Source organism: Hymenobacter yonginensis, from assembly GCF_027625995.1.
Lineage (GTDB): Bacteria > Bacteroidota > Bacteroidia > Cytophagales > Hymenobacteraceae > Hymenobacter > Hymenobacter yonginensis.
On record NZ_CP115396.1, the window covers coordinates 3,871,845 to 3,895,787 of the forward strand.

At 63.8% G+C, this 23,943-nt stretch carries 22 protein-coding genes; 8 read left to right on the top strand and 14 right to left on the bottom strand.

The features are described from left to right. Positions 1-30: 30 nt before the first annotated feature. The 4 genes from O9Z63_RS16745 to prfA form a co-directional block, all read right to left on the bottom strand. Entirely contained in the window at positions 31-603 is a 573-nt protein-coding gene (locus O9Z63_RS16745) for a hypothetical protein (protein ID WP_270126493.1), read from the bottom strand. A 106-nt stretch (positions 604-709) separates the two neighbouring features. Further along, positions 710-1,135: a secondary thiamine-phosphate synthase enzyme YjbQ gene (locus O9Z63_RS16750; RefSeq protein WP_270126494.1), complete on the bottom strand. Its 426-nt coding sequence runs from the start codon at positions 1,133-1,135 to the stop codon at positions 710-712. A 4-nt stretch (positions 1,136-1,139) separates the two neighbouring features. After that, the gene (locus O9Z63_RS16755; protein WP_270126495.1) at positions 1,140-2,666 is read right to left on the bottom strand and encodes a hypothetical protein; all 1,527 of its coding nucleotides are present in this window, start codon (positions 2,664-2,666) and stop codon (positions 1,140-1,142) included. Positions 2,667-2,824: 158 nt separating this feature from the next. After that, the gene (gene prfA / locus O9Z63_RS16760; protein ID WP_044018490.1) at positions 2,825-3,895 is read right to left on the bottom strand and encodes a peptide chain release factor 1; all 1,071 of its coding nucleotides are present in this window, start codon (positions 3,893-3,895) and stop codon (positions 2,825-2,827) included. Positions 3,896-4,361: 466 nt separating this feature from the next. Here prfA and thrA point away from each other — a divergent pair, with 466 nt between their 5' ends. From thrA to O9Z63_RS16790, 6 genes are all read left to right on the top strand, one after another. Continuing rightward, positions 4,362-6,806 (top strand): bifunctional aspartate kinase/homoserine dehydrogenase I, encoded by a 2,445-nt coding sequence (gene thrA, locus O9Z63_RS16765; protein ID WP_270126498.1) that lies wholly within the window; start codon positions 4,362-4,364, stop codon positions 6,804-6,806. Positions 6,807-6,915: 109 nt separating this feature from the next. Continuing rightward, positions 6,916-7,839: a homoserine kinase gene (locus tag O9Z63_RS16770; RefSeq protein WP_270126500.1), complete on the top strand. Its 924-nt coding sequence runs from the start codon at positions 6,916-6,918 to the stop codon at positions 7,837-7,839. Positions 7,840-7,854: 15 nt separating this feature from the next. Continuing rightward, positions 7,855-9,147: a threonine synthase gene (gene thrC, locus O9Z63_RS16775; protein ID WP_270126502.1), complete on the top strand. Its 1,293-nt coding sequence runs from the start codon at positions 7,855-7,857 to the stop codon at positions 9,145-9,147. An 87-nt stretch (positions 9,148-9,234) separates the two neighbouring features. Further along, the gene (locus O9Z63_RS16780) at positions 9,235-9,915 is read left to right on the top strand and encodes a c-type heme family protein (RefSeq protein WP_270126504.1); all 681 of its coding nucleotides are present in this window, start codon (positions 9,235-9,237) and stop codon (positions 9,913-9,915) included. 157 nt (positions 9,916-10,072) lie between these two features. Next, the gene (locus tag O9Z63_RS16785) at positions 10,073-10,825 is read left to right on the top strand and encodes a toxin-antitoxin system YwqK family antitoxin (protein ID WP_270126505.1); all 753 of its coding nucleotides are present in this window, start codon (positions 10,073-10,075) and stop codon (positions 10,823-10,825) included. 85 nt (positions 10,826-10,910) lie between these two features. Beyond that, complete coding sequence (locus O9Z63_RS16790) at positions 10,911-12,179, top strand: protoporphyrinogen/coproporphyrinogen oxidase (RefSeq protein WP_270126507.1); 1,269 nt, start codon at positions 10,911-10,913, stop codon at positions 12,177-12,179. Positions 12,180-12,259: 80 nt separating this feature from the next. Here the strand turns inward: O9Z63_RS16790 and O9Z63_RS16795 are convergent, their stop codons facing one another. The 3 genes from O9Z63_RS16795 to O9Z63_RS16805 form a co-directional block, all read right to left on the bottom strand. Next, positions 12,260-13,027: an exodeoxyribonuclease III gene (locus O9Z63_RS16795; RefSeq protein WP_270126509.1), complete on the bottom strand. Its 768-nt coding sequence runs from the start codon at positions 13,025-13,027 to the stop codon at positions 12,260-12,262. A 67-nt stretch (positions 13,028-13,094) separates the two neighbouring features. Then, positions 13,095-13,457 (bottom strand): hypothetical protein, encoded by a 363-nt coding sequence (locus tag O9Z63_RS16800; RefSeq protein WP_408613549.1) that lies wholly within the window; start codon positions 13,455-13,457, stop codon positions 13,095-13,097. Further along, positions 13,454-13,831, bottom strand: coding sequence for a carboxymuconolactone decarboxylase family protein (locus tag O9Z63_RS16805; protein ID WP_044018485.1), 378 nt, complete (start codon positions 13,829-13,831; stop codon positions 13,454-13,456). Before O9Z63_RS16805 ends, O9Z63_RS16800 begins: the two co-directional genes overlap by 4 nt. A gap of 241 nt (positions 13,832-14,072) precedes the next feature. Between O9Z63_RS16805 and O9Z63_RS16810 the strand changes: the two genes are divergently transcribed. Continuing rightward, positions 14,073-14,777 (top strand): ComF family protein, encoded by a 705-nt coding sequence (locus O9Z63_RS16810; protein ID WP_270126511.1) that lies wholly within the window; start codon positions 14,073-14,075, stop codon positions 14,775-14,777. A gap of 141 nt (positions 14,778-14,918) precedes the next feature. Here the strand turns inward: O9Z63_RS16810 and gldJ are convergent, their stop codons facing one another. Both gldJ and O9Z63_RS16820 read right to left on the bottom strand, forming a co-directional pair. Next, positions 14,919-16,157 carry a gliding motility lipoprotein GldJ gene (gene gldJ / locus O9Z63_RS16815; protein WP_270126513.1) on the bottom strand — a complete coding sequence of 413 codons (1,239 nt, stop codon included), beginning with the start codon at positions 16,155-16,157 and terminating at the stop codon, positions 14,919-14,921. 67 nt (positions 16,158-16,224) lie between these two features. Then, positions 16,225-17,277 carry a PorP/SprF family type IX secretion system membrane protein gene (locus O9Z63_RS16820; protein ID WP_270126514.1) on the bottom strand — a complete coding sequence of 351 codons (1,053 nt, stop codon included), beginning with the start codon at positions 17,275-17,277 and terminating at the stop codon, positions 16,225-16,227. Positions 17,278-17,552: 275 nt separating this feature from the next. On the opposite strand from O9Z63_RS16820, the gene O9Z63_RS16825 reads away from it, so the two are divergent. Continuing rightward, on the top strand, positions 17,553-20,675 hold the full coding sequence (locus tag O9Z63_RS16825; RefSeq protein WP_270126515.1) for an AsmA family protein: 3,123 nt from the start codon (positions 17,553-17,555) through the stop codon (positions 20,673-20,675). A gap of 75 nt (positions 20,676-20,750) precedes the next feature. Here O9Z63_RS16825 and O9Z63_RS16830 read toward each other — a convergent pair whose 3' ends face one another. The 5 genes from O9Z63_RS16830 to O9Z63_RS16850 form a co-directional block, all read right to left on the bottom strand. Then, entirely contained in the window at positions 20,751-21,374 is a 624-nt protein-coding gene (locus O9Z63_RS16830; RefSeq protein ID WP_270126517.1) for a thioredoxin family protein, read from the bottom strand. A gap of 136 nt (positions 21,375-21,510) precedes the next feature. Next, the gene (locus O9Z63_RS16835; RefSeq protein WP_270126518.1) at positions 21,511-22,014 is read right to left on the bottom strand and encodes a DinB family protein; all 504 of its coding nucleotides are present in this window, start codon (positions 22,012-22,014) and stop codon (positions 21,511-21,513) included. 99 nt (positions 22,015-22,113) lie between these two features. Continuing rightward, positions 22,114-22,587: a DUF6970 domain-containing protein gene (locus tag O9Z63_RS16840; RefSeq protein ID WP_270126519.1), complete on the bottom strand. Its 474-nt coding sequence runs from the start codon at positions 22,585-22,587 to the stop codon at positions 22,114-22,116. 349 nt (positions 22,588-22,936) lie between these two features. Then, the gene (locus O9Z63_RS16845) at positions 22,937-23,335 is read right to left on the bottom strand and encodes a diacylglycerol kinase family protein (protein WP_270126521.1); all 399 of its coding nucleotides are present in this window, start codon (positions 23,333-23,335) and stop codon (positions 22,937-22,939) included. After that, the gene (locus O9Z63_RS16850) at positions 23,328-23,927 is read right to left on the bottom strand and encodes a GNAT family N-acetyltransferase (protein WP_270126523.1); all 600 of its coding nucleotides are present in this window, start codon (positions 23,925-23,927) and stop codon (positions 23,328-23,330) included. Before O9Z63_RS16850 ends, O9Z63_RS16845 begins: the two co-directional genes overlap by 8 nt. Between the last annotated feature and the right edge of the window lie 16 nt (positions 23,928-23,943).

Genomic DNA, 23,943 nt, shown 5'->3' on the forward strand with positions numbered 1-23,943 from the left:
AGGCTCCTTGCTGTATTAGGCTAATTGGTTTCAGTCGAAGTAGGGCTGCACGCGGGCTATGCTGGGCTGGCCGGCCGTGAAGGTTGCCGAGACGTTATTGGCCCGCTCGGTGTCGCGGAGGCGCAGCTGCAGACACGTCCCGCCGTTTTGCCGCGCCGACTCGTTGAGCGTGGCCCGCAGGCGGCGGCCGTAATCGGGCCGAAAGTTGGTAATGATGGCCTGCCGGAGCAGATCCTTGTCTGGAGTCCGGTAGAACTCAAACTCGTTGCCCTGGTGCTGCAGCGTCAGGATGGTGTCCATCTGGCCGGCTTCGTGCAGGTTGGCGAAGGGCTTGCGGGTTTTGATGGTAGCGCCCACGCTCAGCAGCTCCTGCACGGTAGGCTCGGGCCCGAAAGGCTGGCCGGCCAGGCTGTCGTTGGTGAGGGTGCACACGGCTTTAGGAGCCACGGCGGGTTGCGTACGGGGGCGCGGTGCCTGGCGGCGTGTGGGCTTCGGCTCCGGGCGGGTAGCAGCTTGGCCGTTGTCATCGGAACCACAGCCAAACAGGCCCAGCGCAGCGTACAGCAGCGCGGCAGAAACGCCTTTGGAAGTGGACAGCAACATAGCGGACAACATGGCGCAGACAGAGGAACGATTTGACTGTCATACGCAAAAGCGCTGCCGGCGGCTTGCTTACGGCCGATAATTCTCCGCAATCCGGGCCTGCGCTTTACTCACTTCCCATCAGGGTAGCCACCACCCAGCGGCGGCCGCCCTGGTTGCGGTGCTCACCCAGATAAATGCCCTGCCAGGTGCCCAGCGCCAGCTCGCCGTTGCTGATGGGCACACTCACGGCGTGGCCCAGCATAGCCGCTTTCAGGTGCGCGGGCATGTCGTCGGGGCCTTCCAGGGTGTGGCGGAAGTAGGGCGCGTTTTCGGGTACGGCCTGGTTGAAGTAGGCCTCGAAATCGTGGCGCACGGTGGGGTCGGCGTTTTCATTGATGCTCAGGCTGGCCGAGGTATGCTGAATGAAGAAGTGCGCCGTGCCCATCCGCAGCTGCTCCAGCTCGGGCAATTCCGCCACCAGCAGATCGGTAATCAGATGAAAGCCCCGGCGCACGGCCGGCAGCCGCAGCCGCTTCTGGAAGTAGATCATAGCGCTACGGATTCACCCGCTCGTAGGCGCCCAGGTCGGGCGTGGAGGTGTTGCGGGCCTTGTTCACCAAGTCGCGCGGCACCAGCGCATCGAAGCGGGCCTTGTTGCTGGCCGGCGACAGGGTATCGAGGCGGTAGTCGTACTTGTCGGCGGCGTTTTCGGGCGAGCGTTTGAACTTCGGGTTGACGTTGAGCAGGTTGTTGAGGGCGGGATTGCCAAGGCCCGGCTTGTCGGCCGCATCGGCGGCGGCGGCATACGCGCGGGTGCGCAGCAGGCTGTTGCGGATGCTGAGGCTGCTGCGGTACCGGTCGCTGTTTTCAAAAAACAGCTCTTCCGCAATCGAGCCCCACACAATGGAGTTGTTGATGCTGACCCCGATGGTGATAGGGCTCACCAGCGGCCGCTTGTCGTCGGGCGGGGTATTGGTGAACGACAGGGAGGCCGTTTCGCGCCGGCTGAACAGTGGCGTGTAGTTGGCGACGGTGCAGTAGTTGAGGTTGTAGATGCCGCCGCCCACGCCCGCAACGGCGTACTCGCCGCAGTTGGTAAACAGGCAGTTGGTAAGGTCAAAGTCGCCGGAGAAGCTCAGCACCCCGCCCCCATCAAAGCTCTGGCCGCCGCTGGCAAACGTGAGGCCCGCGCCCGATATGTTGCGGATGCTGGTGTTGCGCACCGTCACTTTGGGGTGGGGCCGGTTGCGGGGGTTGAACACCAGAAAGCCAAACGAGGCGTTCTTGATGTCCACGAAGTTCACCACGTTGTTGCGGCTGCTGCTGGCATCAAACTGGATGCCGGCCCACTGGCCCGGCACGTCGTTGTAGGCCGCCTCCAGCCGGTCGCCCTGGAAGCGCACGATGGTGCTGCGGTCGTCGTCTTTGAGCTCGGTGGTGGGGTTGGCGTTTTCGTTGATGAGCAGCGTGCCGCGCACCACCAGCGCCGCTCCGCCGTGTGAGTAGATGCGGGTGCCGGGCTGAATGCGCAGCGTGCAAAGCGAATCGACGAGGGCCGCGCCGTAGATGACGTGGGGCTTGTCGTTGCGCCACACGGCGTCGCAGGGCAGGCGCTCCAGCACGTGGAAGTAGGCGTTCTGCCCGTAGGCCACCAGCTTCACGTCCTGCTCGTTGCCGTTGGTCGTGAACAGCAATTGTTCAGTAAGCAAAAACGGCTTCAGGGCCGAGGTGGCGCCGAGGCGGGCCTTCACCAGCACCAGCAAACTGTCTTTGCCCCGGATTTCGAGGCCGGCGGCGGCTTGGCGCTCGTCGCCGTTGATGATGAGCGAGTAGGTGCCGGGGTTGGTGTCGGCCAGCCGAATCTGGTCGATTTTCACGGCCCGGCTGTTGCGGTTGTACACCCACAGGCGCTTGCTCACGGTGCCCACCTGCGTGAATACCGTATCGAAGAGCACGGTATCGGCCGAAAACTCCAGCTTGGCGCTGTTGTCGGTGGTGAGCAGGTCTTCCTTCGGCTCGCAGCCCGGCAGCAAGGCCAGCAGCGCACAGCAGATCAGAAGCAGGGGCAGGAGAAAGCGCATAGAAAGAAAATAAAACAGAACGTCATGCAGAGGCGGAGCCGAGGCATCTCGCGTGCTGATGTTGCTATAGCAAGTACCACACTAGCGAGATGCTTCGGCTCCGCCTCTGCATGACGTTCTCACTCGCCAATAGGGCTAACGAGCGGATTTCGCTCTTATTACGACACGCCTTCCTTCAGGCGCTCGGCGCTTTCGGCCAGGCGCAGTTGCTCCACGAAGTCGTCGATGTTGCCGTCCATCACGCTGGCCAGGTTGTACACCGTGAACCCGATGCGGTGGTCGGTTACGCGGCCCTGGGGGTAATTGTAGGTGCGGATTTTATCGGACCGGTCGCCGCCGCCAATCATGTTTTTGCGGGCAGCGCCTTCGGCTTCGTTTTTCTTGGCCAGCTCGATTTCATAGAGGCGCGAGCGAAGTACCTGCAGGGCCTTATCGAAGTTCTTGAGCTGCGACTTCTGGTCCTGGCACTGGGCCACCAGGCCGGTGGGCAAGTGGGTGAGGCGCACGGCCGAGTAGGTGGTGTTTACCGACTGCCCGCCGGGCCCGCTGGACATAAACAGGTCCTTGCGCACGTCGTTCATGTCAATCTGTACGTCCAGCTCCTCGGCTTCCGGCATCACCACAATGGAGGCCACCGAGGTGTGGATGCGGCCCTGGGTTTCGGTGGCCGGCACGCGCTGCACACGGTGCACGCCGCTCTCAAACTTGAGCTTGCCGTACACGTCCTCGCCCTTCACGGCCAGGATAATTTCCTTGTAGCCGCCCGAAGTACCTTCGGTGGCATCGATGAGGTCCATCTTGAGGCCGTTCTTTTCGGCGTAGCGCATGTACATGCGTTGCAGGTCGCCGGCAAAGATGGCCGCTTCGTCGCCGCCGGCCCCGGCCCGGATTTCCATGATGACGTCCTTGCTGTCGTTGGGGTCGCGCGGGAGCAGCAGGTCTTTGATGACGCCTTCGAGGCGCTCCTGCTCGGGGTAGAGCGTTTCCAGCTCGTCCTTCGCCATCTGGCGGAAGTCCTCGTCCTTTTCAGTCGAGATGACCTCCTTGGCGCCGTCGATGTTGGCCAGCACGTTCTGGTAGGCCTTGTACTCGGTCACGATCTTGCCCAGGTCCTTGTATTCTTTGTTCAAGGACTTAAAGCGTTTCATGTCGCTCATGGCGTCAGGCTGGGTTAGCAGCTCGCTCACGTCGTTGAAGCGCTGTTGGATGGCCTCCAGTTTATCTAGCATCTTGCCTTCGGGGAATTGTATTTGCAGCTGCAAAGGTACTGAAAACAAACACGTGTAGGTTGGCGCCCGGTTCCGGATTGGCCGGGCCGGGGCCGGCGGCCGGCGGCAGTACCCGGCAGCGGCGCAAAAAAAAGCCGGAGCCCCTGCGTGCATCCTGAAAAGTTTTTCTACTTTGAGCCCGTTCTCCTGCCTGCTATGCTTCCACTCATTGCGCTAAGCTTACTTCTGCACACCCCGGCTGCCGGCGCTCCGCTGACAACCACCGGTACGGCTACCACAACCCGCTGACGCGGGCTGCCGAACCTCCTTTTCCCTTTCCCCAGAGTTTTCGCAGCCCGTCGCCGGCCGCTTCCCACCCCGGAAGCTCCGGCCCGACGGGCTTCTCCGTGTAGTGCCCTTCCGCTCCAGCCTCCCTCCTGCCCGCCCCGCGTTTCCTGTCTTCTATCTCTGTTTAATCTCTACGCTCATGCAGGTCCTCAAATTCGGTGGTACGTCGGTGGCTACGGCCGCCAATCTTCAGCGCGTGGCGCGGCTGGCCGAGGCCGCTGCCCGGCAGCAGCCCACTATCGTCGTGGTGTCGGCGCTGGGTGGCACTACGGATCTGCTGATTGAGGCCGGCCGCGCCGCCGCCGCCGGCCATCAGGACTACCGCGCCCACTTGCGCCAGCTGGAGCTGCGCCACCTGGAGGCGGTGCGCGGCCTGCTGCCGGTGCCCGAGCAAAGCGAAGTGCTGAGCTTCGTGAAAAGCTCCTGCAACGAACTGGAAAACCTCTGCGACGGCGTCTTCGCGCTGGGCGAGCTGTCTGACCGCACCCTTGACCGGCTGATGAGCTACGGCGAACTGCTGGCCTCGGGGCTGCTGGCGGCGGCGCTGCGCAGCCACGGCACGCCGCACCTGTGGTACGACAGCCGCCAGCTGATCCGGACCAACTCGCAGCACGGCTTTGCGGCCGTGGACGTTGCCTTCACCAACCTGCAGATCCGGGAGTTTGTGGCCGAGCAGCCGGCGGCGCTCTATGTGGTGCCCGGCTTCATCGGCAGCGACGCGCACGGGGCCACCACCACCCTGGGCCGCGGCGGCTCCGACTACACGGCGGCCCTGTTTGCGGGCGCGCTGGCCGCCGAGCGCCTGGAAATCTGGACCGACGTGAGCGGCATGATGACGGCCGACCCGCGGCTGGTATCGGCGGCGCGGCCCATTCCGCGCATCTCCTACCAGGAGGCCATGGAACTGTCGCACTTCGGGGCCAAGGTGCTGTATCCGCCTACCATTCAGCCGGTCATGAGCCAGGGCATTCCGCTCTGGATCAAAAACACCTTCGCGCCCGACGATGCCGGCACGCTGGTGGAAGTGCGCCCACCCGCCAACCACGAGGTGGTGCGGGGCCTGAGCAGCATCAGCGGGCTGGCTTTGCTGAGCCTGGAGGGCAGCGGCATGGTGGGCATTCCGGGCTTTTCGCGGCGGCTGTTCGGGGTGCTGGCGCAGGAGCGGATCAACGTCATTCTTATCACCCAAAGCTCCTCGGAGCACTCCATCTGCGTGGCCGTGCGCGCCGCCGACGCGCCCCACGCCCAGGTAGCCGTAGACGAGGAGTTCGGGCCCGAAATAGCGGCCGGCCGCGTGGAGCCGCTGCGCCTGGAAACCGACTTGGCCATTGTGGCGCTGGTGGGCGAGCAGATGCGCAACCACTCGGGCATCAGCGGACGCATGTTTGGGGCACTCGGCAACAACGGCGTCAACATCCGGGCCATTGCGCAGGGCTCGTCGGAGCGCAACATCTCCGTCGTGATTCGGGCCCACGACGTACGCAAGGCCATCAACGTGCTGCACGAGGACTTCTTTGAGGAGTCGGTGAAGCAAGTGAACGTGTTTGTGGCGGGCGTGGGCAACGTGGGCGGCAAGCTGCTGGAGCAGCTGGCCCGGCAGCAGCCCTGGCTGCGCGAGAAGCTGCGCCTGAACCTGCGCGTGGTGGGGCTGGCCAACAGCCGCCGCTTCGTGCTCGACGACAACGGCCTCGACCTGGCGCATTGGCCCGAGGCGCTGGAGCAGGGCCAGCCGCTACGTTTGCCCGAGCTGGTGCGCGAGCTGCAGGCCCGCAACTTGCGCAACACCGTGTTCGTGGACGTGACGGCCAACGCCGACGTGGCCAACATCTACGGGCAGCTGCTGGAAAAAAGCATTGCCGTGGTGGCCTGCAACAAGGTAGCTGCATCGGCGGAGTACGCCAGCTACGCCCGGCTGAAGGCGCTGGCACGGGAGTTCAGCGCGGGGTTCCTGTTTGAAACCAACGTGGGCGCGGGCCTGCCCGTCATCGGGACGCTGAACGACCTGCTGCGCAGCGGCGACGAGGTGCGGCGGATGGAAGCCGTGCTGTCGGGCACGCTCAACTTCGTGTTCAACCACTATGACGGCAGCCGGCCCTTTGCCGAGGTGGTCCGCCAGGCCCAAACCGAAGGCTACACCGAGCCCGACCCGCGCCTCGACCTCAACGGCTCCGACGTGGCCCGCAAAATCCTGATTCTGGCCCGCGAGGCCGGCCGGGAAATGGAAATGGCCGACATCCGCAACGAGTCGTTTCTGCCCGAATCCTGCCTGCAGGGCGACGTGGAGGCGTTTTATGAGCAGCTGGCCGTGCACGAACCACACTTCCGGGCGCTGTATGACGCCGCGGCGGCCGAGGGCAAGCGCCTCAAGTTTGTGGCCCGCTACGCCGACGGCCAAGCCGGTGTGGGCCTGCAGGCCGTGGCCCCCGGCCACGACTTCTACGACCTGCAGGGCAAGGACAACGCTGTGCTGTTCTTCACCAACCGCTACCCCCGTCAACCGCTGGTAGTGAAGGGGGCAGGAGCTGGCGCCGACGTAACGGCCTCCGGCGTGTTTGCCGACATCGTGCGCGCCGCCCGGGTGTAGAAACTTAGCTGCAAGCCGTAAGCCACAAGCTACAAGTCTTCGTCCTGGGGGCGGGCGGCGTAGCTCCTGACTTGCCGCTTGTAGCTTGCAGCTTATAGCTCTCTAAATCATGACCGATTCCGTTACCGTTTACTCGCCGGCTACCGTGGCCAATGTGGTGTGCGGGTTTGATGTGCTGGGCTTCGCGCTGGCCGCACCCTTCGACACCATGCACCTGCGCCGCACGCCGGAGCCGGGCGTAGTCATTCTCAACGAAGACGACTACGACCTGCCCACAGAGCCTGCCCACAACGTGGCCGGGGCGGCGCTGCTGGCGCTGCTCCGGGCCACCGGCGAGCCGCTGGGCTTCGAGATGCGCATCAAAAAAGGCATCAAGCCGGGCAGCGGCATCGGGAGCAGCGCGGCCAGCGCGGCGGGGGCGGTGGTGGCTGCTAACCGCCTGCTCAACGACCGGTTCAGCCCGGAAGAGCTGGTGCAGTTTGCCATGTTCGGGGAGGAAGTGGCCAGCGGCGCCCGCCACGCCGACAACATCGCGCCGGCCATCTACGGCGGCTTCACCCTCATCCGCTCCGCCGACCCGCTCGACATCGTACCGCTGCAGGCGCCGCCCCTGCACGTGACGGTGGTGCACCCGCAGATTGAGGTGCGCACCGCCGACGCCCGCCGGATTCTGCGCCAGCAGGTGCCGCTGAAAGACGCCATCCGGCAGTGGGGCAACGTAGCCGGGCTGGTGGCCGGCCTGCTGCAATCCGACTACGACCTGATTGGCCGCTCTCTGGAAGACGTCATCGTGGAGCCCGTGCGCAGCATTCTGATTCCGGGCTTTGCGGCCGTGAAGGCGGCCAGCCTGGCGGCCGGGGCGCTGGGCGGCGGCATTTCCGGCTCCGGCCCCTCGGTGTTCATGCTCAGCCGCGACGAAGCCACGGCCCAGGCCGTAGCCCAGGCCATGCGCGGCGTGTACCAGCCGCTGGGGGTGGATTTTCACATTCACGTCACGAGCCTCAGCCCGGTGGGCGTGCGGTTTGCCGTTTGATATCCGTTGTTTACTATGCGCTACTACAGCCTCAATCACCAGTCGCCTACCGTTGATTTCCGGGAAGCCACCATTGCCGGGCAGGCGCCCGACGGCGGCCTGTACTTCCCGGAGCAGATTCCGCGCTTCTCCGCCGAATTCCTGACCCGGCTGCCAGCCCTGCCCCGCGCCGAAGTCGCCTACGAAGTCATCCGGCCCTACGTGGGCGCCTGCATCCCGGAAGACGAGCTGCGCCGAATCTGTGCCGAAACCGTGGACTTTGAGTTTCCGCTAGTGCCGGTTTCCGACCGAATTTCGGCGCTGGAGCTGTTTCACGGGCCCACGCTGGCCTTCAAGGATGTGGGCGCGCGGTTTATGAGCCGCTGCTTGGGCTACTTTTCGCGGCGGCAGGCGGCGCCCATCACGGTACTGGTGGCCACCTCCGGCGACACCGGCGGGGCCGTGGCCGACGGGTTTCTGGGCGTGCCGGGCGTGGAAGTGGTGATTCTGTATCCGTCGGGCAAAGTGAGCCCGCTGCAGGAAAAGCAGCTCACCACGCTCGGCCAGAACATCACGGCCCTGGAGGTGCGCGGCAACTTCGACGACTGCCAGCAGCTGGTGAAGCAGGCGTTTCTGGATGCCACGGTGACGCAGCGCCGGCAGTTGACCTCCGCTAATTCCATCAACGTGGCGCGCTGGCTGCCGCAGCAGTTCTACTACCTGTTTGCGCTGCAGCAGTGGACGCACGCCGCGCCGCCGGTGGTAGCCGTGCCCAGCGGTAACTTCGGCAACCTGTGCGCCGGGCTGCTGGCCCACGCCTCGGGGCTGCCCATCGGCCACTTCATAGCCGCCTGCAATGCCAACGACGCCGTGGCCGACTACCTGCGCACTGGCGCATTTGCGGCCCGGCCGGCCGTGGCCACGCTTTCCAACGCCATGGACGTAGGCAACCCCAGCAACTTCGGGCGCATTCTGGAGCTGTTCGGGCAGCAGCATGCGGCCCTGAGCGCGCTGGTCAGCGGCGCCACCATCACCGATGCCGACACTCAGGCGACCATCCGGCGCACCTACCAGCACACCAGCTACCTGCCCGACCCGCACGGCGCCGTGGCCCTACTGGCGCTGGAAAACCATCTGGCCGAACACCCAGACGCCCGCGGCTTCTTCCTGGAAACGGCCCACCCCATCAAGTTCCCGGAAGTGGTGGAGCCAGTGATTGGGGCGGCCGTGCCGGTGCCGGATTCGGTGCAGGGCTTGCTGTCGAAGCCCAAGCAAAGCATTCTGCTGGAGCCGCGCTATGAGGCGCTGCAGGAGTTTTTGCTGCGCTGAAGCCCCTGGGAATGCTGCGCACCGCTTATCCTGGAAACGAACAGCGGCGTGGCCTGTTTATCTTGCCGACTCCATCTTCTTATTTTCATGATGCGCCATTTCCTTCGTGCCGCCGGGGCCGCTTTGCTGCTGCTGGCCGCCGCCTGCCGTCCCGACCAGATTGAGCACCTGCGTGAAAGCAAGCGCATCGGGGCCGAGGCCGAAAACTGGGTGGTGAAGCGCATCATGCCCGAAGACCTGCTCCGCGCCACCCGCTGGGCCGGCGACTCGCTCACCCGCCACGCCGACCGTGAGCTGCTGCGCGTGTTGCGCGAAAAGCTCGCCGAGGGCGGTGTGGCTACCGCCCTGCCCTACTGCCGCCCCGAAACCTTTCCCGGCGTCGACTCGGTGGCCAAAACCCTGCAAGCCAGTCCCCGGCGCCTGAGCAGCAAGCCCCGCAACCCCGCCGCCCTTACGGCCCTCACCGCCTCCGACCTGCAGCCCGACACCGCCCGCCAGGTGGCCCGCTCCAACGCAGAGACGTTCTTCTACCAGCGCCCCATCATCGCCAACGATGCCCTATGTCTGCGCTGCCACGGCACAGTAGGCCAGGACCTTAGCGCCGCCGATTACGCCCTCATCCGCAAGCAGTTTCCGCAGGACCGGGCCACCGGCTACGCGCTGGGCGAGCCCATGGGCGTGTGGCGCTTCACGCTCCAGCGCCCTGGCGTGGCCGAGTTCTGGACCATGAAAACCCGCAAGATTCCCAAGCGCCGCAAGCTGTTTTAGGCTGGGCCCGGGCACGTTGCGGGAACCGGTGGGCGTGAGTTGATAAAGCAGCATAAAAATTGCGGGCAACTGCTCCACGCGGGCGGCAGCTCCAACCAGCACTTTGCCGGCCGCGTACCAGCTTTATCGTTCCGGCTTATTCTTACCCCGACTACTCTTGAACCGCTACTGTTACTCCCTGCTGCTACTGTTCTGTTTCAGCCTCGGGCCGGCCCGGGCCCAGACGGCCGCCCTGCCCAAAGCCAAGCTCAACGACTGCTACCGGGTGGTAGGCAAAGACAGCGTAGTGTTCTACTACTCCGACGAGTACGTGCTGACGCCGCCCGGCTGCGCCACCATCCGCCGCCACGTGCGCCTCGACAGCGCCGGCCGCTTCCAGGGCTTCGTGCGCGACTACCGCCTGACAAACAATGTGCTGCTGGTGCAGGGCGCCTACCGGGCCGGGCGCAAAGAGGGCCTGTTCGAGATTTATCACCCCAACGGCGAGCTGGCCACGCGCGGCCGCTACCTGCAGGGCCGGGAAGTCGGCGACTGGGCCTACTGGTACCCCACGGGCCGCCCCCGCCAAATCCTGAGCTTCCGCGACGGCCGCGCGCCCCTCATCCAGCAGTTCTGGGACGAAACCGGCACCCAGCTCGTTAAAGACGGCAACGGCACCTGGTACCGCAACGAGCTGGGCTTGAACCTGTCGGGCGCGGTGCTACAGGGCGCCCCGGATGGCCGCTGGGTGCTGCGCCGCCTCGCCAACGACGCCGTGGTAGTGCGGGAGATTTTTCGGAAAGGCTACTTCAGCAGCGGCGTTGTAGTCGACACGCTGGAAACCTACCAGGACGAGTCGCGCCTGGAAATTGCCGACTGGGACGCCTATAGCCAGGGCGAAGTGTACACGCTCAGTAAGGTGTGCCAATAGCCGCACTGCTGGCCTGGCCGCCACGGCCGGGTTTTCAGGCCGCACGGCCCCAACCTTCGGGGCGTTTTTGGAGTTTGGGGCTGATATGACTGCTTCTCTTCCTGACTCCGCGCCCATCGTTATCATCGGGGCTGGCATGGCCGGCCTGACCTGTGCCAACTACCTGCACCGTGCCGGCCGCGCCGTGGTGGTGCTGGAAGCCGCCGAGGCCGTGGGCGGCCGCGTCCGCACCGATGTTACGCCCGAAGGTTTTCGCCTCGACCGCGGCTTCCAAGTGCTGCTGACCAAATATCCCGAGGTGCAACGCCTGCTCGACTACGGTGCCCTCGATCTGAAAGCGTTTCGCTCGGGCGCGGTCATCCGGCTTGCCTCGGGCCAGGAAACCACCCTGCGCAACCCGTTGCGGCAGCCGGTGGCGGCCCTGCCGGCCGTGGTATCGCCCATCGGTACGCTCTTCGACAAGCTGCGCATTGCCAGCCTGGCCCGCCACGTGACCAGCCACAGCAACGAAGACCTGCTGAACCGCCCCTCCACCGACACCCTGACGTTTCTGCGCCGCTACGGCTGGAGCGAGCAAATCATCGACAACTTCTTCCGGCCGTTTTTTGGGGGCGTGTTCCTGGATCGGGGCCTGACCACGGCCAGCAACTTCTTTGAGTTTGTGTTCAAGCAGTTTGTGGAAGGCGACGCCGTGGTGCCGGCGCTGGGCATGCAGCAGATTCCGGAGCAGCTGGCTGCCCGCCTGCCCGCCGGCACCGTGCGCCTCCACTCGCCGGCCATCGCCCTGGAGGGCACCACCGTGCACCTGCGCGGCGGCGAAACGCTGCAGGCCGCCGCTGTGGTAGTGGCCACCGAAGGCAACACCGCGTCGGAGTTGCTGCCGGCACTGCCCCAGGCCCCGGCCACCGCTTGGCGCCGTACCACCTGCACCTACTTCTCGGCGCCCGCCTCGCCGGGCCGCCACGACAAGCTGCTGCGCCTCAACGCCGTGCCTGGGCAGCTGGCGCACAACGTCTGCTTTCCGTCGGATGTGGCCTCGGCTTATGCGCCGGCGGGCCGCACGCTGGTGTCGGTGAGCACCCACGGCGAGCATGGCCTGCCCGAAACCACCCTCACCACCACGCTACGCGCCGAGCTGATGCTATGGTTTGGTGAGGAAGTGAGCCAGTGGGAGCACCTGCGCACCTACGACCTGCCTTACGCTCTGCCCGTGTACCCGGCCGGCCAGCCCGTGCAGCAGCCCCAGCGCATCAGCCCTACTCTCTACCGCTGTGGCGACGTCACGTCGTACCCCTCGCTGAACGCCGCCATGGCCTCCGGACGCGAAGTAGCGGAGATGATTTTGAATGGTTAAATAGTTGAATGGTTGAATTGCTAAATGGCTAAGTGACCAGCACAAAAACCAACCATTCGACCATTTAGCAATTCAGCCACTTAACCGTTCACCTCCACCCACACCGGGCAATGGTCGGAATGGACGGCGTCCGGGAGCAGGCCGGCGCCGGTGAGGCGGGGCAGCAGCTCCGCATCAACCAGCAGATGGTCGAGGCGCCAGCCGACATTGCGGGCCCGGGAGCCGGTGCGGTAGCTCCACCAGGAGTAGTGGCCCGTCGCATCGCCGTGCTGGTGCCGGAACGAATCGGTGTAGCCGTCGGCCAGAAAATCCTTGAACCACTGGCGCTCCTCGGGCGTGTAGCCGGGGCTGTTCTGGTTGGCCTTGGGGTTGTGCAGGTCGATGGCGGTCTGGCAGCAGTTGAAGTCGCCACCAATGACAAGCTGGCGGCCTTCGGCGCGCAGCTGCCGCACGTACGTGCGGAAGAAGTGCAGCCACTCCACCTTAAACGCCTGCCGCTCCGGCCCGCTCGTACCCGACGGCATGTACACGTTCAGCACCGATACCTCATCGAAATCCAGCCGCAGCACGCGGCCTTCGGCGTCGTAGAGGTCGGTGCCGCAGCCCACCACCACGGCCGTGGGCGTCTGCTTCGTGAACGTGGCCACGCCGCTGTAGCCGGGCTTTTGGGCCGGATGCAGATACGCCTCATAGCCCAGCGCCGCAAACCCCGACACGTCCAGCGGCTCGCGCCCCGCCTTTATTTCCTGTACGCATAGCACGTCGGGCTGCGCTTCCCTCACCCAGTCCAGCAGCCCCTTGCTCAGAGCCGAACGCAGGCCATTGACGTTGTAGCTGATGATTTGCATGGTTTGAATTGGTGAATGGCTGGATTGCTGAGCGGTTGACTGTATAACCATTCAGCAATCCAGCCATTTATCCTTCCATTTCGGCGAAATACTCTAGGATGTGCCACTTCAGCATCCGCTCCTGCTCCTTGAGGCTGGCAAACGGCACGGGCTTCACCAGCCGGAAATGCGGCCAGCCTTCCTCGTCTACCTGCTCCAACTCGTAATAGCCGGAGAGGCTGAACAGGCGGCAGGTGGCAATGTGCATCAGGTCCTGCTTCTGTTCCTTGGTGAACGGCCCGGCGCCCTGGCCCAACTCCTGTACACCTATTAAGAGGAGCAGCGCGTTCAGGTCGGGCTTTTTGCCGAACCGCTCGCGCATCTCGTTCATGAAACCGTACCAGCGTTCTTCAAACTGGGTTTCGGTTTCGTCGGGGTGCATGAGGCTCATGCCTCGTGGTGGTGTTCGGGCGCAGCTTCCACGGCCTCCGTTTTCAGAATTTCCCAGTACTCCACGGCCCGGCGGAAGTGCGGAATCACGATGCTGCCGCCGATGAGGTTGGCAATGGCAAACACCTCATAGATTTCCTCGTCGGTGAGCTTTTCCTCGAAGCACTTGCCGAGGTGGTACTTGATGCAGTCGTCGCAGCGTAGCACCATGGAGCAGGCCAAGCCCAGCATCTCCTTGGTTTTCACGTCCACGGCGCCGGCCTGGTAGGTGTTGGTATCGAGGTTGAAGAAGCGCTTGATGACCTTGTTGTCGGCCGCCATGATCTTCTCGTTCATGCGCTGGCGGTACTCGTTGAATTCAGTGACTTGCGACATATGGGTGATGAGGTAATGAGTGAGTTGTAGCGCGAAGCTTTTGCTTCGCGTGTGGCCGAACGAGCTATCCGAAAGTATTCGTGCCAAAGCAACGATACACGAAGCAAGAGCTTCACAATACTACGGCAACTATGGCCGCGAATTGCTACTTTCAATCCGGCCCGTTCTAACCGCGAAATTAGGCAGAAGTTCGCCAGCGGATGCCGCCGGGCTTATTCGCTACCTGTTAGGACTATCTACGATGCGCGCCACCGCCGCTACTATCCTCGCCGATTTCTGGGGCCTGATTTTCCCGCGCGTGTGCCTGGGCTGCCAGGAGCCGCTGGCCCGCGGCGAAGACCACCTCTGCACCAGCTGCCGCGCCCAGCTCCCCTACACCGACTACCACCTGCTGCCCCCGGCCGATAATCCGCTGGCCCGCCGCTTCTGGGGCAAGCTGCCCGTACGCCACGCCCTGAGCTACCTGCGCTTCCTGCGCCGCGGCCGGGTGCAGCACCTGCTCCACCAGCTCAAGTACCAGGGCCAGCGCGACGTCGGCCTGGCCCTGGGCCGCTGGTACGGCCACGACTTGGCCGCGGCTGGCTTCACCTTCGACCTCATCGTACCCGTGCCGCTGCACCCGCGTAAGCTGGCCAAGCGTGGCTTCAACCAGTCCGCCCCTTTTGCCGAGGGCCTCGCTGAAGCCCTGCACATGCCCTGGCACGCCGCCGCCCTGCGCCGCACCGCCCACACCGACTCCCAGACCCGCAAAAACCGCGTGCAGCGCTGGCAAAACGTCGCCGAAGTATTTGAAGTAGCCGATGTAATAGCCATTCAGGGCAAACACGTACTGGTAGTAGACGACGTGCTGACCACCGGCGCCACCCTCGAAGCCTGCGCCGCCGCGCTGCTGGCCGCCGGCGCCACCGAGGTCAGCATCGCCACCATTGCCTGCGCGGATCGCTGATTTGCGCTGATTTCTGCAAGGCAGACGACTTGCCGTAAGATCCTAAAAAAGAAGAGAGCCGCTTCATCTGAAGCGGCTCTCTTCTTTTGTGGCTAAGTAAAAATCAGCGCAATCAAGTCAATCAGCGCAAATCAGCAGTTCTTACTTGTTCGAGCCGGCGTTGATCATGGCGCAGCGGAAGCCGATGGTGGCCGTAGCCGAGTCCTCAGCCATAAAGCGGCGCGTGCCGGGCGACAGCCAGTAGGCCACATCGCGCCACGAACCACCTTTGTACACGCGTACGTGGTCGTCGATCAGCGACTGGTAGCCTTTCTTATCGTACTTCTCCGAAGGGTCGAGGAAGCCGTTGCGGCGGAAGGGGTTCAGATCTTCCACGTCCTCAAACGAGAGCGGGCGGTAGATGTCCTGCACCCACTCGTTCACGTTGCCCGACATATTGTACAGGCCGTAGTCGTTCGGTGGGTAGGCGTATATGTACTCTGTAATCATGGCGCCGTCGTTGAGCGAACCGGCAATACCGGCGTAGTCACCGCGGCCACGCTTGAAGTTGGCGAGGAACTGGCCCATCTTGCCACCGTAGGAGTTCCGCACCTGGCGGCCATCCCATGGGTAAATGCGCTTGTTTTCCTGGTTTTCGTTGCCGGTTTCCTGCGTACCAACCAGTGCCTGCGCGGCGTACTCCCACTCTGCCTCGGTGGGCAGGCGGTAGTTGGGCAGCGTGTTGCCGTTTTCGATGGAAATCTTGGGCTTGCCTTCCGAATCGGTGCCTTCGGCCGCGTCGCCTTTCTTCTTACGCTTGAACAGGCCACCGCCGCCGCTGCTCTCTTCCGAGTTGCCGGCCAGCGTTTCATTCACCTTCGACGTACGCCAGGTGCAATAGTCGTTGGCCTGCAGCCAGCTTACGCCCACCACGGGGAAGAAGCGGAAGCCGGGGTAACGCAGGTAGTAGTCTACGTACGGGTCGTTGAACGACAGCTCACGGGCCCACACGGTGGTGTCGGGCAGGGCCGACTGGTAGAATTCCTCAGAGGAGTCTTTGCGGATAAAGTGCAGGTATTCCAGCCAGTGGATGTTGGCTACTTCGGCTTCGTCCATGTAGAACGAGGCGATGGTTACGGTGCGCTCCACGTTGTCGTGGGTCATCGTCACGTCCTCTTCCTGCGAGCCGAGTACGGTACGGCCGCCTTCAATAAAGATAAGGCCCGGGCCTTCGGGAATGCCGGCGTAGTCTGCCACTTTCATCCCTTCCTCGGTGTTATAATCGATGCCCGTAGTGGAGCTATACTTACCGGGTTTAGTAGCAGTCGGCGGACCGCTTTTGCAGGAAGCCAAAGCGCAGGCTCCTACGACCGCAAAACGCAGGTACTTGGAAAAATTCATGATTGAGTTGAAACTACCTGTTAGAAAACGTTTTAGGCAAGGCAAGTTGCTGCAATAATACAACAATTCAGAACGATGGCCAAGGAGGCGCCGGGGAATTTCGACGTTTGAGGCGGCGCCAGGCGGCGTCCAGCGAATCAAACGCCCGCAGGGTCAGAGTTATTTCATGCGCGCCGCCCAGATCGGCACTCAAGCTGCTCAGCGCCACGTCGTAAGCATATCCAACCCGGAAGCTGCCCACGCTGACGCCCGCAATGGCCGTCAGAATCTGCTGCGGGCGTGGGGCGCCGGGCAGCGGAATGCCGCGGTAGACGGCGCCCAGCGTAAGCGGCGTCACGGTTGCGTACAATCCGGCTTCGGCCCGCTCGGAGCCGCCCTGCCGCACGTAATGCGCGGTGGGCGTGACACTTATTTCGCGGGTTTGCTGGCGCGTGGTGCGCTGCAGGAAGTAGTGCTTGTAACCGGTGCTGACCTCGTAGCGGATGGGCAGCGTGCCCTGGGTGCGGAAACCGAGGTCGGGCTGGTTGAGATGGTGGCCGGCCACCGACACCCAGAAGTTCTGGGAGTAGAGCAGCACGCCCGTGCCCACGCTCAGGTAGCTGACGGGGTTGAAATCGAGCGGCTCGGCGGTGGTGGGCGTCGTGGTGCCGTCTTCCGAAAGCTGGTCGCCGAAGACGAGGTTGCCGTAGCTGATGCGCTGGTTGCCGTAGCTGGCGCGCAGGCCGCCACTAAACGACAGCGCTTTGTTGAGGCGGGTCTGGTAGGCGTAGAGGCCGCCTACCTCGAAGCGGGTGTAGCCCAGGCCGCCGGTCCGGTCGTGGTTGAGCAGCAGGCCGATGGAGTTATGCTGGTCCTTGAGGCGGTAGTCGGCGGCGAGCTGGCTGGTGGTGAAGGTGCCGGCCAGCGTGGGGAACTGGTTGCGGTAGCTGAGCGTGACGCTGGCATCGTCGAGAAGGCCGGCGAAAGCGGGGTTCTGGTGCAGGCGGTTGGCGTAAGGCTGGGCAAAGTACAGGTCCTGCGCGGCGGCGGGCAGCGCCACTACGGCGACTACTGCCGCCAGCAGCGGCCGGCGGAAGCGGCCGGAACGGCCCCTGATTTTGCGTCGGAATAGCCCTGTCATCAAGAGGTTAAACGCCGGCCTGGCTTGGTATCGTACACAACAATGTGGCTTTGCGGAAACTAAATTGCCACTTTCCGGCCTCATTAGCAGTATCCGGCGGGCATTAATCGACCAACGCGGGCATTTTGGCGACCAGCCCGCGGCCGTTGCCGGGCCAAGGCTGCTACTTTTGCTACGCTTTAGGCTTAGTACATAGGGCTTGGAAAGTAGGACGTTTGTCCTTCCTAAGCCCTATGCCCTAAGCCCGGTTTCCTAAGCCCTAACTCCTCTCTCCTATGCGTAAATTCTGGATTGGCTTACTGATTTTCGTGGTGGTGCTGGTGGCCGGCGTGGCCCTGACGCCGCTGCTGTTCAAAGACAAAATCAAGCAGGCGCTCGACAAGCAGCTAGCCCAACGGGTGGACGCCGAGGTGCAGTACCAGCCCGAAAACGTCAGCCTGACCCTATTCAGCACCTTCCCGGATCTGGCACTGGGCATCGATGAGCTGCGCGTGATTGGGCAGGACTCGTTTGCGCGCGACACGCTAGCCTATCTGCCGTCGTTGCGGGTGGGGCTGGATCTGATGAGCGTCATCCGGGGCGAGCAAATCAAAATAAAGAGCATCGTGCTCGACCGGCCCGACATCAGCGCGAAGGTGCTGAAAAGCGGCCGCGCCAACTGGGACGTGATGCTGTCCGACTCGGCCGCCGCGGCCCAGGGCCAGGATACGACTTCGCTCAACCTGGCCATCAGCAAATGGGAAGTGACCGACGGGCACCTGCGCTACGAGGACCGCACGATTCCCTTCAACATGGAGCTGCGCGGCCTCAACCACACCGGCTCCGGCGACTTCGAGCAGAACGTCTTCGATTTGGTCAGCCAGACTGAGGCGCGGGAGTTTTCGATGACCTACGACGGCACTGAGTACGTGACGCGCAAAAAGCTGACCGGCGACGTGACCCTGGCCATGGACCTGGAGAAGATGCTGTTCACGTTCAAAGACAACAAGGTGCAACTCAATGATTTCCCGGCCCAGTTTGCCGGCACCATCGGGCTGCCGAATGACACGGACATCACCTACGACCTGACATTCAAGGCGCTGGAAACCGACTTCAAGAACATTCTGAGTCTGGTGCCGGGCGTGTACACGGCGCAGTTCAAAGACGTGGAAGCCAGCGGGCAGGTGGCGTTTAATGGCTACTTCAAGGGCGTGCAAAACGACGTACGGATGCCCGGCTACGGCGTGAACCTGCAGGTGAAGAACGGTATGTTCAAGTATCCGCAGCTACCGCAGGCGGCCAAGAACATCAACGTGGACATGGTGGTGGACAACCCGTCGGGCTTTACCAACAACATGAAAGTCAACGTGAAGCAGTTTCACCTCGACCTGGGCCAGAACCCGATTGATGGCAACGTGGCCATCGACGGGCTGGAGCCGATGAAGGTGGACGGCCGCGTGAAAGCCAACGTGGACCTGGCCGAAATGATGAAGGTGTACCCGGTGCAGGACTTGCTGCTGCGCGGCAAGCTGTTCGTGGATGGCACCGCCAAAGGCACGTACTCCAGCACCCAGATGCCGGTGGTGCAGGCCAAGATGAACCTGACCAACGGCTACGTGAAGAGCAAGCAGTTTCCGGCCCCGATTGAGAATCTGACGGTTACGGGCGTGGTGACCAACCCCACGGGCCAGCTCAACGACACGCGCGTGGACATCAGCAACTTCCGGATGCTGCTGGACGGCGAGCCGCTGGCCGGCCGCGTGAGCACCCAGGGCGTAGACAAGCTGCGCTTCGATGCCGACGTGAAAGGCACCGTGGACCTCACCAAAATCACGAAAATATTCCCGCTGGACGGCATGACCGTGACGGGCCGCCTGAACGGCAACGTGGCCGCCAAAGGCAACATGGCCGACATCGAGGCCGGGCGCTACCAGACGGTGGTAGCCTCGGGCACGGTGCAGGCGCAGAACATCACCTACAAAAGCGCCGACCTGCCGCAAGGCATGCGCGTAACCCGCGCCACGGCCACCTTCAATAACGACAAGATTGTGCTGCAGAACATGGCCGGCTTCGTGGGCTCGTCGGACGTGGCGGCCTCGGGCACCATCAGCAACTACATGGGCTACCTGTTTGTGCCCGGCCAGCCGCTGCGTGGCAACCTGACGGTGAACTCCAGCCGCTTCAATGTGAACGAGTGGATGGTAGACGAGGTGACGGCGGCGCCGAGCAAGGGCGCCACGGCCGCCACCAAAGCCCCCACCGCCGCCACCAAGGCCGACGGCGTGCTACAGATTCCGAAGGAGTTCGACCTGACCTTGAACACCACTGTGGGCCAGGTGATTTACGACAACCTCAAGCTCGACAACGTGAAGGGCACGGTGGGCGTGCGAGACCAGACAGCAACGCTCAACGGCCTGACGTTTAACACGCTGGGCGGCGCGTTTGCCACCACCGGCTCGTATAGCAGCAAGAACCTGGCGCACCCCAAGTTCAACTTCGGGCTGAACATCAAGAACCTGAACTTCCAGAACGCCTTTGCGGCCTTCAACTCCATCAAGACGCTGGTGCCGCTGGCCGACAACCTGGAAGGCATCTTCTCCACCAACTTCAGCGTGAGCGGCGAAATGGGCCCCGACATGATGCCTAACTACAGCACGCTCACCGGCAAGGGCCTGTTTGAGGTGGTGCGGGCGGCCGTGAGCGGCTCGCCGGTACTCAATAAAATCAGCAGCCTCACGCAGTTTCAGGAGCTGAAAAGCTTTGCGGTGAACAACAAGGATGTGGCCGCCGAAATCCTCAACGGCAACTTCATCGTGAAGCCGTTTGACCTGACTGTGGGCCAGGTAAAAATGACCGTGGGCGGCTCCAACAACATCAGCAGCGGCGGGCTGGAGTACGTGACGGCCCTGAACGTGCCCACCGGCAAGCTCGGCAGCCAGCTCAGCGGCCAGCTCACGCGCCTCACCGGCGTCTCCGACATCAAGGGCACGGAGCGCGTGACGCTGGGCCTCAGCATCGGGGGCACCGTGAGCAACCCGCAGGTGAAGCTGACCACCGGCAGCGTGAAGGCGCAGGCCAAGGACATCGTCAGCAACATCGTGCAGGCCAAGGTCGACGACGCCAAGGTGCAGCTGCAGGCCAAAGCCAAAGTGGCGCAGGACAGCCTGCAGCGCGAGTTGCAGCGCAAGCAGCTGGAGCTGCAGAACAAGGCCCAGCTGGAAATTGAAAAGCGCCGCCTTGAAGCCCAGGCCAAGTTGAAGGAGCAGGCCACCAAAGGCCTCAACTCGCTGTTCGGCAAGCCCAAAGCCCAACCGGCCAAGCCCGCCACCCCGGCCCCCGACCCCACGCCGGCCCCCGCCGACCCCAAACCCGCCGACCCGGAGCCCACCAAGCCCGACACGGCCAAAACCGGCGGCTAACCCTCGTAACCGCACACACGCAAAAGCGCCCCGCAGCAACAGCTACGGGGCGCTTTTTATTGGCCGGTGGGCGTTCTAGCGCAGCTTTTGCACCAGGGCCAGCAGCTCGTGCTGGGTGGTTTGGGTCTTGTCTTTGGCGTACCAGCCGTGAATTTTCTCGGCGTATTCCTCGTGGGTGGCGCCCTGGGCTTTCAGGTCGAGTAGCAGCGCTTGGGCGGGCACGGGGCGCGGGCCCCAGTGGGCGGCCTCGGTGAGCGTCTCGGCGTGGAGCACTACCAGCTGCGGGATGGAGCGGGCGCCGTTGGTGAGGTAGCGGTCCATGAGGTCGGGGTTTTCGTCGCGCAGCAGGTAGTGGGTGCGGATGTTGCCGCCTGAAGCCTGGGCCACGGCTTCCAGCACGGGCACGATCTGGGCCGCGTCGCCGCACCAGCCTTCCGTGATAATCAGCCACTCGTAGCGCTGCGGCAGGGCCTGCACGGCGGCCGCCAGCTCGGGCAGCACGCGGGTGGTTTTGTCGAGGCGCTGCATGCGCTGCACGTTGAGGTGGGTGTACTCGGTCAGCTCCGGGCTTTGCTGGGGGCCGGTGGTTTTGCCGTCGGCCTGCAGCTCGTCGATGAGCTGGCGGTAGCGGGCGTAGGTGTAGGCCGAGGCGAGGCGCTCGGGCGTGAGAACGGGCTGGGTGGTGGGTTCGGTGGTCATGCAGGAAACAAGGTTAGCAGCACTACATACGCAGGCGGCGCGGCGGCGGCGGTACCCGGTTGTGGCCAAAAAAAGCCGAAGCCTTTCCAGGAAATCCTGAAAAGGCTTCGGTATAACCCGCAAACCGGGATTTTGCTTACAGGCTGGGCACGTCGGCGGCCTGCGCCTTCGCCGACAGCTCGCGGCAGTAGGTGATGTAGTCGGTGTTGATGGGCTCCAGGCCCTGCTCGCGCAGCTTGATGGCCACCTGGCCGCGGTGGTAGTTGCCGTGAATGGGCAGGTGCGTGAAGATGTCGGACACTTGGCTGGTGAAGCTCTCCCCTACCGAGTTGGTGTAGCTGATGAGGCGGTGCAACTCGGTTTCGTCGGCGGCGGCGGCCAGGCCGTAGAAGCGGGCCGTCGACTGCTCGTGCCAGTGGTGCAGGCCGGCCAAGTCGTGCTCCTGCCATACTTTCACGGGGCTGGGCGTGCCCGTGAGGCGGCCAATCCAGATAGACTGGGCGTTGAGCACGTGGCTGAACAGCCGCAGCACGTTGGCCGGGATGGTAGCGCCGTTGGCTACGAGGCCGTCGAGGTGGCGGAGCAGGGTTTCGTTGGCCCACACGTTGTAGGCCCCCAGTTTGTCAATGGTATTAATCATACGTGTGCTGTGCTGGTGGAAGAAGCGCCAGGGCTGCCGCCGGCAAACTCAGGCGTTATACCACGCCCGATGGTCTTGCCGCCCGCAGGCCGCTGGCCCCTATCTGGGGTCCTGCCAAACCAGCTTTTCTTCGGTTTTATTTTTGTTGAAATCAGAGCAGTTGCCGTCGCCGCGGCCCGTGAGGCCGCCGTCGGGGTGGCACAGTAGCTTGCCTTTCTGGTCGTAGAGGTTGGTGTACTGGTCGCAGCAGGGGCTGGTTTCGTAGTACACCACGGCACCTTTGTAGCGGTACCGGAACACCTGAATGGGCGGGTTCTGCTTCTCCTCGGCCAGATGCGCCTCAATGCGGGCCTTCAGCCAGCCCGGGCGGGCGGTGGTGTCGAACTGCGCTACGGGAGCATCGGGCACGGGCGTGGTGGTGTTGCGGGCGGCCGGGGCCGGCGTGGAGGTGATGCCCGTGGTGCCGTTGGCCGGTGTGTCGGTTGGCGTCGTGACACTCACGTTTTTCTGGCAGCCGAAGCTGCAGAGCAGTACACCCAGCGCAGTGGCCGGCAATAGTAGAAAGGAGCGCATGGCAACGGGAAAAGAGGGCGCAAAAGTACAGACGGCAGCCGATAAGCCAACCGTTGGTCTGTACGTACGCCTATCCGGCGCTGAGGTTGGTGATGAGGTGACAGGTGACAGGTGACAGGTGACAGGTGACAGGTGACAGGTGACAGGTAAAGAAAGAACGTCATTCCGAGCAGAGCGAGGAATCTCGCCCGCGGGCTAATTCAAGAAAACACGGCCGTCTGAGAAAAGTCGTCTGTCTCTCCCTCTCTGAAGGAGAGGGGGCCGGGGGGTGAGGCCCACGCGAGATGCTTCGGCTGCGCCTCTGCATGACGTTCATGGTTTGTCACTCCATTATCATTCCATCACCCTATCACAATAACGCCCACAAGCGCGGGCCAAATACTAGCGCGCCCACTGCTGCGGCGGCTATGGCTCCGGCCAGCACGGCGCCGGCGGCCACGTCCTTGGCTCGGCCGGCCAGCGGGTGGTACTCCGGCGACACCAGGTTCACAACGGCCTCCACGGCGGTATTCAACAGCTCCAGGCTCCAGACCAGCCCCACGGCCAGTACCACCAGCGCCCATTCCCAGCGCGCCAGCTCCAGATACCAGCCCAGCCCCAGCACCGCTACGGTGGCGGCCGCATGAAACTGCAGATGCACCTCCGTGCGCAGCGCCGCCGCCACACCCCGCAGCGCATAGCCGAAGCTAGCGGCCCGGCGCCGCAGCACCGCCGGAAACCGCCGCGGCGGCCGCTCCGGGCTAGCCACGGGCCACCGCGTCGAAGGCGCCGAATACCGTCCGGCGCAGCTGCTCCCACTCGGGCCGGATGATGCTGAAGATGACCGTGTCTCGGCGGATGCCGCCTTGGGTGCGGCGGTGGCTGCGCAGCGTCCCTTCCTCGGTGGCCCCCATGCGGCGCATGGCGTTCTGCGACTTATGGTTGCGCGAGTCGGTTTCCAGCTCCACCCGCTCACAGCCCAGCACCTCGAAGGCATAGTGCAGCAGTAGGTGTTTGGCGGCGCGGTTGAGGCCCGTGCGCTGAAACTCCTGCCCCACCCAGGTGTAGCCAATGCTCAGCCGGGCGTCAGCCTCATCCAGGTTGTAGTAGCTGGTGCTGCCGGCTGCACGGCCGGTCTGCTTGTCCACGATAAGAAACGGGTAGCGGCGCTGCTGCTCCCGGCCCCGCACGGCCTCGGTCAGATACGCGGCCAGGCTGATTGGGTCGTCGGCGCGGGTGAGGGTGTAGGCCCACAGCTCCGGTGTAGCCGCCACGGGGCGCAGGGCCTCGAAGTCGGCCGTTTGCAGCGGGCGCAGCAGGACGCGGTGGTTTTCCAGAACGATATCCTTGGCGAAATCCATGCGGGCAAAGGAGTTG

Coding starts and splice junctions, on each gene's coding strand:
- O9Z63_RS16745 (WP_270126493.1), bottom strand. CDS start 603: ATGTTGCTGTCCACTTCCAAAGGCGTTTCTGCCGCGCTGCTGTACGCT.
- O9Z63_RS16750 (WP_270126494.1), bottom strand. CDS start 1,135: ATGATCTACTTCCAGAAGCGGCTGCGGCTGCCGGCCGTGCGCCGGGGC.
- O9Z63_RS16755 (WP_270126495.1), bottom strand. CDS start 2,666: ATGCGCTTTCTCCTGCCCCTGCTTCTGATCTGCTGTGCGCTGCTGGCC.
- prfA (WP_044018490.1), bottom strand. CDS start 3,895: ATGCTAGATAAACTGGAGGCCATCCAACAGCGCTTCAACGACGTGAGC.
- thrA (WP_270126498.1), top strand. CDS start 4,362: ATGCAGGTCCTCAAATTCGGTGGTACGTCGGTGGCTACGGCCGCCAAT.
- O9Z63_RS16770 (WP_270126500.1), top strand. CDS start 6,916: ATGACCGATTCCGTTACCGTTTACTCGCCGGCTACCGTGGCCAATGTG.
- thrC (WP_270126502.1), top strand. CDS start 7,855: ATGCGCTACTACAGCCTCAATCACCAGTCGCCTACCGTTGATTTCCGG.
- O9Z63_RS16780 (WP_270126504.1), top strand. CDS start 9,235: ATGATGCGCCATTTCCTTCGTGCCGCCGGGGCCGCTTTGCTGCTGCTG.
- O9Z63_RS16790 (WP_270126507.1), top strand. CDS start 10,911: ATGACTGCTTCTCTTCCTGACTCCGCGCCCATCGTTATCATCGGGGCT.
- O9Z63_RS16795 (WP_270126509.1), bottom strand. CDS start 13,027: ATGCAAATCATCAGCTACAACGTCAATGGCCTGCGTTCGGCTCTGAGC.
- O9Z63_RS16800 (WP_408613549.1), bottom strand. CDS start 13,457: ATGAGCCTCATGCACCCCGACGAAACCGAAACCCAGTTTGAAGAACGC.
- O9Z63_RS16805 (WP_044018485.1), bottom strand. CDS start 13,831: ATGTCGCAAGTCACTGAATTCAACGAGTACCGCCAGCGCATGAACGAG.
- O9Z63_RS16810 (WP_270126511.1), top strand. CDS start 14,073: ATGCGCGCCACCGCCGCTACTATCCTCGCCGATTTCTGGGGCCTGATT.
- gldJ (WP_270126513.1), bottom strand. CDS start 16,157: ATGAATTTTTCCAAGTACCTGCGTTTTGCGGTCGTAGGAGCCTGCGCT.
- O9Z63_RS16820 (WP_270126514.1), bottom strand. CDS start 17,277: ATGACAGGGCTATTCCGACGCAAAATCAGGGGCCGTTCCGGCCGCTTC.
- O9Z63_RS16825 (WP_270126515.1), top strand. CDS start 17,553: ATGCGTAAATTCTGGATTGGCTTACTGATTTTCGTGGTGGTGCTGGTG.
- O9Z63_RS16830 (WP_270126517.1), bottom strand. CDS start 21,374: ATGACCACCGAACCCACCACCCAGCCCGTTCTCACGCCCGAGCGCCTC.
- O9Z63_RS16835 (WP_270126518.1), bottom strand. CDS start 22,014: ATGATTAATACCATTGACAAACTGGGGGCCTACAACGTGTGGGCCAAC.
- O9Z63_RS16840 (WP_270126519.1), bottom strand. CDS start 22,587: ATGCGCTCCTTTCTACTATTGCCGGCCACTGCGCTGGGTGTACTGCTC.
- O9Z63_RS16850 (WP_270126523.1), bottom strand. CDS start 23,927: ATGGATTTCGCCAAGGATATCGTTCTGGAAAACCACCGCGTCCTGCTG.